The 872-nt window shown below is 64.6% G+C and carries 2 protein-coding genes; one reads left to right on the forward strand and one right to left on the reverse strand.

Annotation, left to right across the window (positions count from 1 at the left end):
- The coding region (locus A5713_RS27795; protein WP_197516377.1) for a class I SAM-dependent methyltransferase at positions 1 to 126 on the forward strand (126 nt) is incomplete at its 5' end.
- A gap of 21 nt (positions 127 to 147) precedes the next feature.
- Here A5713_RS27795 and A5713_RS20120 read toward each other — a convergent pair.
- On the reverse strand, positions 148 to 872 hold a 725-nt coding region (locus A5713_RS20120; protein WP_068098130.1), incomplete at its 5' end, for a cyclopropane mycolic acid synthase family methyltransferase.

The following is an 872-nucleotide window of genomic DNA, read 5'->3' on the forward strand; positions in this document are numbered from 1 at the left end:
CGCGAGCAGGCCGTCGCCATCCAGTCACAAGAGGTCTACGACCGCTACATGAAGTACCTGACCGGCTGCGCGAAGCTGTTCCGCCAGGGTTACACGGACGTCGACCAGTTCACGCTGGAAAAGTAGCGGTCCCCGGCCCCTCGCCACCTACTTCACGAGGGTGAACTGCCCGACATTGCTGATGCCCTTGCGGAAGAAGTTCTCACAGCCGGTCAGGTAGTGCATGTACTTGCCGTAGACCTCTTCGGACTGCAGCTCGACCGCCTGCTCGCGATTGGCCTCGAGGGCGGCAGCCCAGGTCTCCAGGGTCCTCGCGTAGTGCAGCTGCAGCGAGTGGACCCGGGTCAGCTCGAAGCCGGCCGTGACCGCGTACTCGCCGACGGTCTGCGGTGTCGGCAGCCACCCGCCGGGGAAGATCTCGGTCAAGATGAACTGCGAGAAGTGCACGATCTCGTGGGTCAGCTTCATGCCCCGCGCCCGGGCGTCTTTGAAGGACGGGCGAACGATGGTGTGCAGCAACATCACCCCGTCGGACGGCAGCGCCTGGTAGGCCATCTTGAAGAAGCGCCCGTAGCGTTGGCGGCCGAAGTGCTCGAAGGCGCCGATCGAGACGATGCGGTCGACGGGCTCGTGGAACTTCTCCCACCCCTCCAACAGCACCCGCCGGGTGCGGGGCGTGTCCATCTGGTCGAACGTCTTCTGCACATGCTCGGCCTGGTTCTCCGACAATGTCAGGCCCACGACGTTCACGTCGTACTTCTCAATGGCCCGCCGCATGGTGGCGCCCCAGCCGCAGCCGATGTCGAGCAGCGTCATCCCCGGCTCGAGCTTCAACTTGCCCAGCGCCAGATCGATTTTGGCCAGCTGCGCCT

It is taken from the genome of Mycobacterium sp. E2497, assembly GCF_001668695.1.
GTDB lineage: Bacteria > Actinomycetota > Actinomycetes > Mycobacteriales > Mycobacteriaceae > Mycobacterium.